Source organism: Paraburkholderia sp. (assembly GCF_036488505.1).
Classification (GTDB): domain Bacteria; phylum Pseudomonadota; class Gammaproteobacteria; order Burkholderiales; family Burkholderiaceae; genus Paraburkholderia.
The window spans coordinates 1-5,926 of sequence record NZ_DASXHN010000241.1 but is presented as its reverse complement, the minus strand read 5'-3'; the positions used below and the strand labels follow the sequence as shown (position 1 = coordinate 5,926).

The 5,926-nt window shown below is 65.6% G+C and carries 8 protein-coding genes; 3 read left to right on the top strand and 5 right to left on the bottom strand.

The genetic code is table 11. The annotated features are described in order from the left end of the window. Positions 1-108: 108 nt before the first annotated feature. Positions 109-378 carry a hypothetical protein gene (locus VGH68_RS14895; RefSeq protein WP_331604412.1) on the top strand — a complete coding sequence of 90 codons (270 nt, stop codon included), beginning with the start codon at positions 109-111 and terminating at the stop codon, positions 376-378. Positions 379-613: 235 nt separating this feature from the next. Here VGH68_RS14895 and VGH68_RS14890 read toward each other — a convergent pair whose 3' ends face one another. Continuing rightward, positions 614-811, bottom strand: a complete 198-nt coding sequence (locus VGH68_RS14890) for a hypothetical protein (protein WP_331604411.1) — start codon at positions 809-811, stop codon at positions 614-616. A gap of 319 nt (positions 812-1,130) precedes the next feature. Here VGH68_RS14890 and VGH68_RS14885 point away from each other — a divergent pair, with 319 nt between their 5' ends. Then, positions 1,131-1,391, top strand: a complete 261-nt coding sequence (locus tag VGH68_RS14885; RefSeq protein ID WP_331604410.1) for a hypothetical protein — start codon at positions 1,131-1,133, stop codon at positions 1,389-1,391. Positions 1,392-1,423: 32 nt separating this feature from the next. Here the strand turns inward: VGH68_RS14885 and VGH68_RS14880 are convergent, their stop codons facing one another. The 4 genes from VGH68_RS14880 to ssuD form a co-directional block, all read right to left on the bottom strand. Further along, positions 1,424-1,639 carry a TOBE domain-containing protein gene (locus VGH68_RS14880; RefSeq protein WP_230560523.1) on the bottom strand — a complete coding sequence of 72 codons (216 nt, stop codon included), beginning with the start codon at positions 1,637-1,639 and terminating at the stop codon, positions 1,424-1,426. 89 nt (positions 1,640-1,728) lie between these two features. Continuing rightward, positions 1,729-2,799 carry an ATP-binding cassette domain-containing protein gene (locus tag VGH68_RS14875; RefSeq protein WP_331604409.1) on the bottom strand — a complete coding sequence of 357 codons (1,071 nt, stop codon included), beginning with the start codon at positions 2,797-2,799 and terminating at the stop codon, positions 1,729-1,731. Further along, complete coding sequence (ssuC, locus tag VGH68_RS14870; RefSeq protein WP_331604408.1) at positions 2,796-3,650, bottom strand: aliphatic sulfonate ABC transporter permease SsuC; 855 nt, start codon at positions 3,648-3,650, stop codon at positions 2,796-2,798. Before ssuC ends, VGH68_RS14875 begins: the two co-directional genes overlap by 4 nt. 68 nt (positions 3,651-3,718) lie before the next feature. After that, positions 3,719-4,879 carry an FMNH2-dependent alkanesulfonate monooxygenase gene (gene ssuD / locus VGH68_RS14865; protein ID WP_331604407.1) on the bottom strand — a complete coding sequence of 387 codons (1,161 nt, stop codon included), beginning with the start codon at positions 4,877-4,879 and terminating at the stop codon, positions 3,719-3,721. Positions 4,880-5,425: 546 nt separating this feature from the next. Between ssuD and VGH68_RS14860 the strand changes: the two genes are divergently transcribed. Beyond that, positions 5,426-5,851, top strand: a complete 426-nt coding sequence (locus tag VGH68_RS14860; protein WP_331604406.1) for a hypothetical protein — start codon at positions 5,426-5,428, stop codon at positions 5,849-5,851. Positions 5,852-5,926 lie beyond the last annotated feature (75 nt).

Here is a 5,926-nt window from a genome sequence, read left to right as displayed (position 1 = left end):
TTTTCGATAGTAGGGGTATACACTGCCTCCCATCGACGTTGCAGACACACCTCACCGGCCCCTGCGACGCCTTCCTGAAACGAAGTCGAAAGTTACCGGAGTCACACCATGAAGACCAAACTCATCGCCGCCCTGCTGGTTGCCGCTTCTGCCTCGATCGCCGCTCCCGCTTTTGCAAGCGGCTATGGCCCCGCACCGTTCTATCGTCCGTCGGTGGGCGCACCGGCTTCGCAACAAGGCCAGAACGCACAGACGGTTGCTGCTGAACAAGCCAACAATCAATCGAACGCGTACGGTGGCGTGAACAGCGTGTCGTCGCAGTCGGGCACCCGTAGCGAACCCGTTTCGGGCCCGCAATCGGTGTTCTTCGGCCACTAAGCCGCAACCAGCACCGTTGCATCCGCTGCCTGCAAAGGCAGCGATTAACGAGGCGCCGCGCATCCAGTATCGATGCCGGCGCCTTGTGTCGTTTACCGCGCAAACCAACACGCGAGCGCCGTTACTGCCCGCGATTCGCTTGCGACGTGCCGCTGGATGCACCAGACCGCGTGGGGCCGCCGGACCGCCGGACCGCTGATCTACTCAGCTACCGATCAATCAGCGGCAATCCGGATCAATCGCAATCGCCGGAAAGGTATTGCCGTCCACTGCAATTGATCTCGACCTCACCGCTCCCCGCTTCGGCGACGAGACCGCTCGCCAGTAATTCCGCCATCACGGACTGTGCGAGTTGAGGCGCCGTCTGTCCGATGCCGACATCGCTCAGACGGCGCAATGCCTCGACCGCTTCAGGACTCAATGATTTGGACATGGCCGTCTCCGCCAGAGTGCTCAATTCATCGTAGCAACTTTCATCGACGGATACAGGTACGCGCTCGCCACAAAGGGCGCGGGGAAGGCGCTGAAGCTGGGAATTGGCGTTTGAAGCAAGCGTGCAACGAGAACAGGCGCAACGTCGCAACCCTCACGTCACCGCGCCATCGCACGCTGAAGAAAAGCGGCACCCGCGTGACACAAGGGCCGACGACCGCCCCGGAACAGCGCATGCTACGGGCAAACTGTCCACGCAGCCCCCGTGTTCATCCACGACACGCTACCGCGCCGCGCGCGACACCGCCACGGAGAACAGCATGAAGCAACGCACACGGGCAACACTGACAGCGGCCAGCATTGCGCTGGCTGCGCTGCTAGCGAGCGGCACGCGCGCCTTCGCGCAGACCGCTCCCGGCGTTCCGGGGGACAGTCACTCCCCGATGGTGAAGCCACCGGAGGCCGCGTCGGGTTCCGGCGGATCGAGCAACCCGGACAACATGCCGGTCAAGCGCCCGCCCAAGCCGACCCACGATCCGATGTCGCGCGAGCCACCCGCGAGCGGCGCGAACGCGAAGTAGCCCCGCGCGGCGTTCGCCTCACGCGCGCGTGCTCAAAGCCGCGCGATCGATACCTCCGTCGACTTCACCAGCGCGACCACTTCCGAGCCGACCTTCAGTTCGAGTTCGTCGACCGAGCGCGTGGTGATGACCGACGTGACGATGCCGAACGGGGTCTCGACGTCGACTTCCGACACTACCGAGCCGCGAATGATTTCCCTCACCTTGCCCTTGAACTGATTGCGTACGTTGATAGCGGAAATACTCATGTGGGGTAACTCCAGAAAAGCGTCTCAGGTTTAAAACGGAACGGCGCGGATTCAGGAACGAATCGAAGCGGACCAATCGGCCGGCACCGTCACACGGCCCAGCGCACCTCGGTCGGCCGCGCAACACGGCCCGGTGTCGGCGCACCGTACGGATCATCAGCGGGACAGACGAGCGCATCTTCATTTGGCGCCGTCTTCAGCACGCGTTGCAACACGTGTTCTTCGAGCGCGGCGAAACCCGCCGATGCCCGCGCGCGCGGGCGTGCAAGCGCGACCGGCTGATCGAGCGCAATGCGCCCTTCCTCGACGAGCAGAATCCGGTCGCCGAGCGCCACCGCTTCGTGCACGTCGTGCGTGACGAGCAGTGCGGTAAAGCGATGTTCGCGCCACAGCCGCTCGATCAGCGTATGCATTTCGATGCGCGTCAACGCATCGAGCGCGCCGAGCGGTTCATCGAGCAGCAGCAGGTGCGGGCGATGCACAAGCGCACGGGCGAGCGCGACGCGCTGACGCTGGCCGCCCGACAGCTGCGCGGGCCAGTCGTCAGCGCGCTGGAGCAGCCCGACCTCGGCGAGCACCGCGCGAGCATCGTCGCGCGCGCCGCGGCCCAGTCCGAGCATCACGTTGTGCAGCACGCTCTTCCACGGCAACAGCCGCGCGTCCTGAAACATGATGCGCGTATCGAGCGGGGCGCCGTCGCCGGCGCGTTTTTCGAGCACGCCCGCGCTCGCCGCTTCCAGACCGGCGACGAGCCGCAGCAAGGTCGACTTGCCGCAACCGCTGCGGCCGACGATCGCGACGAAACTGCCGCGCTCGATCGACAGATCAAAGCCGGACAACACCTCGCGCTCGCCATAGCACTTGCCGACGCCGCGCAATTGCACCGCGTAATCTCCGGCAGCGTCCGCGGCGCGTACGTCGTTGCGCGCTAGCGCGTCGGCGGGTCGTGCCGTAGCGCCCGCCGAGGCGGGCGCGCTAGCGTCGCCCCACTCCCTCCCGATCGCCCGCTGCGGCGCATGACGCGGCGCGCCCGCGCCATCGCGCTCGACCTCGAACGCCTCGCGCGCATCGTGATCCGCGACCCGCGGCTGCGCCAGTTCCGCTTCCAGATCGCTGCCCGCGATTCCGCCGAATGTCGTCGACAACGTCGTTGCGCTCATGCTTTCGCTCCTCGCTGATAGGCGGGATGCCAGCGCAGCGACACGCGCTCGAGGCGCTTCGCGAGCACGTCGGCGAGCTTGCCGAGCACGGCATATAGCAGAATGCCGACCACCACCACATCGGTTTGCAAGAACTCGCGCGCGTTCATCGTCATGTAGCCGATGCCCGACTGCGCGGAAATGGTCTCGGCGACGATCAGCGTGACCCACATCAGCCCCAACGCGAAACGCACACCGACGAGGATCGAAGGCAACGCGCCCGGCAGGACCACGTCCCGGTACAGCGCAAAACCTTTCACACCGTAGCTGCGCGCCATCTCGATCAGATTCGCGTCGACCGAGCGGATGCCATGGAACGTGTTCACGTAGACCGGGAAAAACACCCCGAGAGCGACGAGGAACACCTTCGCCTCCTCGTCGATGCCGAACCACAGGATCACGAGCGGAATCATCGCCAGCGCCGGAATGTTGCGGACCATCTGCACGGTCGAATCGAGTGCGACCTCGGCCGGCCGGAAGAGTCCGGTCGCCAGTCCGAGCGCGAGGCCGACGCCTCCACCAATTGCGAAGCCCGACACCGCACGCCACGTGCTGACGCGCACGTCCGCCCACATTTCCCCCGACTGGATCAGCGACCACGCGGCCTTCACGACCGCCAACGGTTCGGGCAGCACGCGTGTCCACAGCGCGCCGCTGCGCGCAGCGATCTCCCACGCGAGCAGAATCGCGAGCGGCATCAACCACGGCAGCAGAGGCGTGCCGAGACGGCGCAGCGCGCCGGCGGCGCGTGCGGCCTGCGCGCGAGCCGTGGCCCGTGCCGGCGTTTGCGCGCTCAACGCAGTTTGACTCATGATGGCGTTTCTCCGTTATGTGTCGGACGTGATTCGAAGGCGATTCGAACGTGGCATGCTCTGCGCGCTCAGCTCGCGCTCGCCGCCTGCGGCAGATAGTTGTTGCCGACGATCTCGCCGAACGGCCCCGACAGCGGTCCATTCGCGACCTTGCTGCGCCGTTGCGGCAGCAACGGAAACACGAGTTCGGCAAAGCGATACGATTCCTCGAGATGCGGATAGCCGGACAGAATGAAGGTCTCGATACCGAGCGCCGCGTACTCCTTCATCAGCGCGGCCACCTGCTCCGGATTGCCAACCAGCGCCGTGCCCGCGCCGCCGCGCACGAGCCCGACGCCGGCCCACAGATTCGGGTAGACCTCCAGCTGTTCGCGCCCGCCGCGCCGGCCACCGTGGAGGGCGGCCATACGGCGCTGCCCCTCCGAATCCATCTTCGCAAACGAGGCCTGCGCACGCGCGATGGTGTCGTCGTCGAGCCTGCTGATCAGCTTGTCCGCCGCGGCCCACGCTTCTTCCTCGGTCTCGCGCACGATCGCGTGCAAACGGATGCCGAAGCGGATCTGCCGCCCACGCGCGGCGGCGCGCGCGCGAATGTCGGCGATCTTCGTCGCGACCGCCGCGGGCGGCTCGCCCCAGGTCAGATAGGTGTCGATATGCTCAGCGGCGATGTCGTGCGCGGCCGCCGACGAGCCGCCGAACCACAGCGGCGGATGCGGAGCCTGCACCGGTGGATATAACGCCTTGCCGCCTTTCGACTGCAGATGCCTGCCGTCGAAATCGATCGCGTCGTTGCTATGCGATGCGCTGAGCAGCTTGCGCCAGATATGCAGAAATTCGTCGGTGATTTGATAGCGCGTGTCGTGATCGACGAACACGCCGTCGCCCGCGAGTTCGGCCGCGTCCCCGCCCGTCACGACGTTGATCAGCAAGCGCCCGTTCGAGAGCCGATCGAAGGTCGCCGCCATACGTGCGGCGAGACCCGGCGACGACAACCCCGGGCGAATCGCGACCAGAAACTTCAGCCGCCGGGTCGCGGCGATCAGGCTCGACGCGACGACCCACGCGTCCTCGCATGAGCGTCCGGTCGGCAGCAGCACGCCTTCGTAACCCAAGGTATCGGCGGCGACGGCGATCTGCCGGAAGTAGTCGTAGTCGGCTGCGCGTGCGCCTTCGGACGTCCCGAGATAGCGGCTATCACCGTGAGTCGGAATGAACCAGAACACATTCATCTAATGCTCCTGCCTGTTCAAAACGGAACCGAAACGATGCGCGCGGACGACGCGCGCACGCGGGCCGCGTGCATCCAGCCGGCCTCCGGCAACGCGCTGCGACGCTGAAAAGAAATTGAAAAGCGGACGGCGGACTCAGGCCACCCGCAGCCGGGTAGCGGCTGTAGCGGCTGAGCGCCGGGCCGACAAGCGTGCAATCCTGGGCGCGTGCGGACCGGCAGCAGCAGGACTTCCACATCACGCCCACGTCGCGGCGGATTTCCCTCGCCCAACGTGCGCGTAATGCGCCCGATTAAACGAATGACGGCCTCACACGCGCCGTCTGCATCTGGAAGCAGTCTATGGACCGGTCCGCGGCATTAGAACGATTTTTTTGAGCTTAGGATTTCCGCTTTCCTGATTAGCCCGGCGCTCCGGCATACAGGTGTTGCGCTTTATGCACGCGGCGCCGGATCGCGTATCCTGGTCGATATAATGGCGCACATTTTCAGATCGTCCGGTACAGGTTTTGCGAATCCCGCCGCCTGTGCTTCGCGGATGCAATGCATGCAAAAAATTATTCTGCCGTTTGTCGCCGGTTTTCTGGCATCCCTGTTCTTTCGTGAATCGACGCTGGCGCTTATGCACGCGGCCGCGCTGATCGACCCGAGCGGTTTTTCGACCGCCCCCTTCCTGCCGCTCGGACTGCCTGAGTTCATCGCCAATGCGATCTGGAGTGCGTGCTGGGCGGTGCTGATGGCATGGCTGCTGCGGGTCGCGCCGTACCGCCGCGCGCCATGGGTGCCGGCGTTTGTCTTCGGCGGCGTGGTGCTGACGGCGGCGAGCGTGTTCGTCGTGGACCCGTTGCGCGGCATCTGGCCGAGCGGCAACATGCTGCCGCGCCTCACGGTCGGCTTCGCGGCGAACGCGATGTGGGGCTGGGGCGCGCTCGTCTTCATGCGCGCGTTCATGGCAAGCGAGGAAGACGAGTAACGGCAAGACGAAGGCGCGCGGGTTTGCCGCGCGTGGCAGCGATCACCCGCGCGACCAGCGCGCAAGCGTCGCGCC

What these genes read in the sequence shown, in the direction of transcription:
- ssuD (WP_331604407.1), bottom strand. Translation starts at nt 4,879, where the DNA reads ATGAATGTGTTCTGGTTCATTCCGACTCACGGTGATAGCCGCTATCTC.
- VGH68_RS14880 (WP_230560523.1), bottom strand. Translation starts at nt 1,639, where the DNA reads ATGAGTATTTCCGCTATCAACGTACGCAATCAGTTCAAGGGCAAGGTG.
- VGH68_RS14890 (WP_331604411.1), bottom strand. Translation starts at nt 811, where the DNA reads ATGTCCAAATCATTGAGTCCTGAAGCGGTCGAGGCATTGCGCCGTCTG.
- VGH68_RS14875 (WP_331604409.1), bottom strand. Translation starts at nt 2,799, where the DNA reads ATGAGCGCAACGACGTTGTCGACGACATTCGGCGGAATCGCGGGCAGC.
- VGH68_RS14860 (WP_331604406.1), top strand. Translation starts at nt 5,426, where the DNA reads ATGCAAAAAATTATTCTGCCGTTTGTCGCCGGTTTTCTGGCATCCCTG.
- VGH68_RS14895 (WP_331604412.1), top strand. Translation starts at nt 109, where the DNA reads ATGAAGACCAAACTCATCGCCGCCCTGCTGGTTGCCGCTTCTGCCTCG.
- VGH68_RS14885 (WP_331604410.1), top strand. Translation starts at nt 1,131, where the DNA reads ATGAAGCAACGCACACGGGCAACACTGACAGCGGCCAGCATTGCGCTG.
- ssuC (WP_331604408.1), bottom strand. Translation starts at nt 3,650, where the DNA reads ATGAGTCAAACTGCGTTGAGCGCGCAAACGCCGGCACGGGCCACGGCT.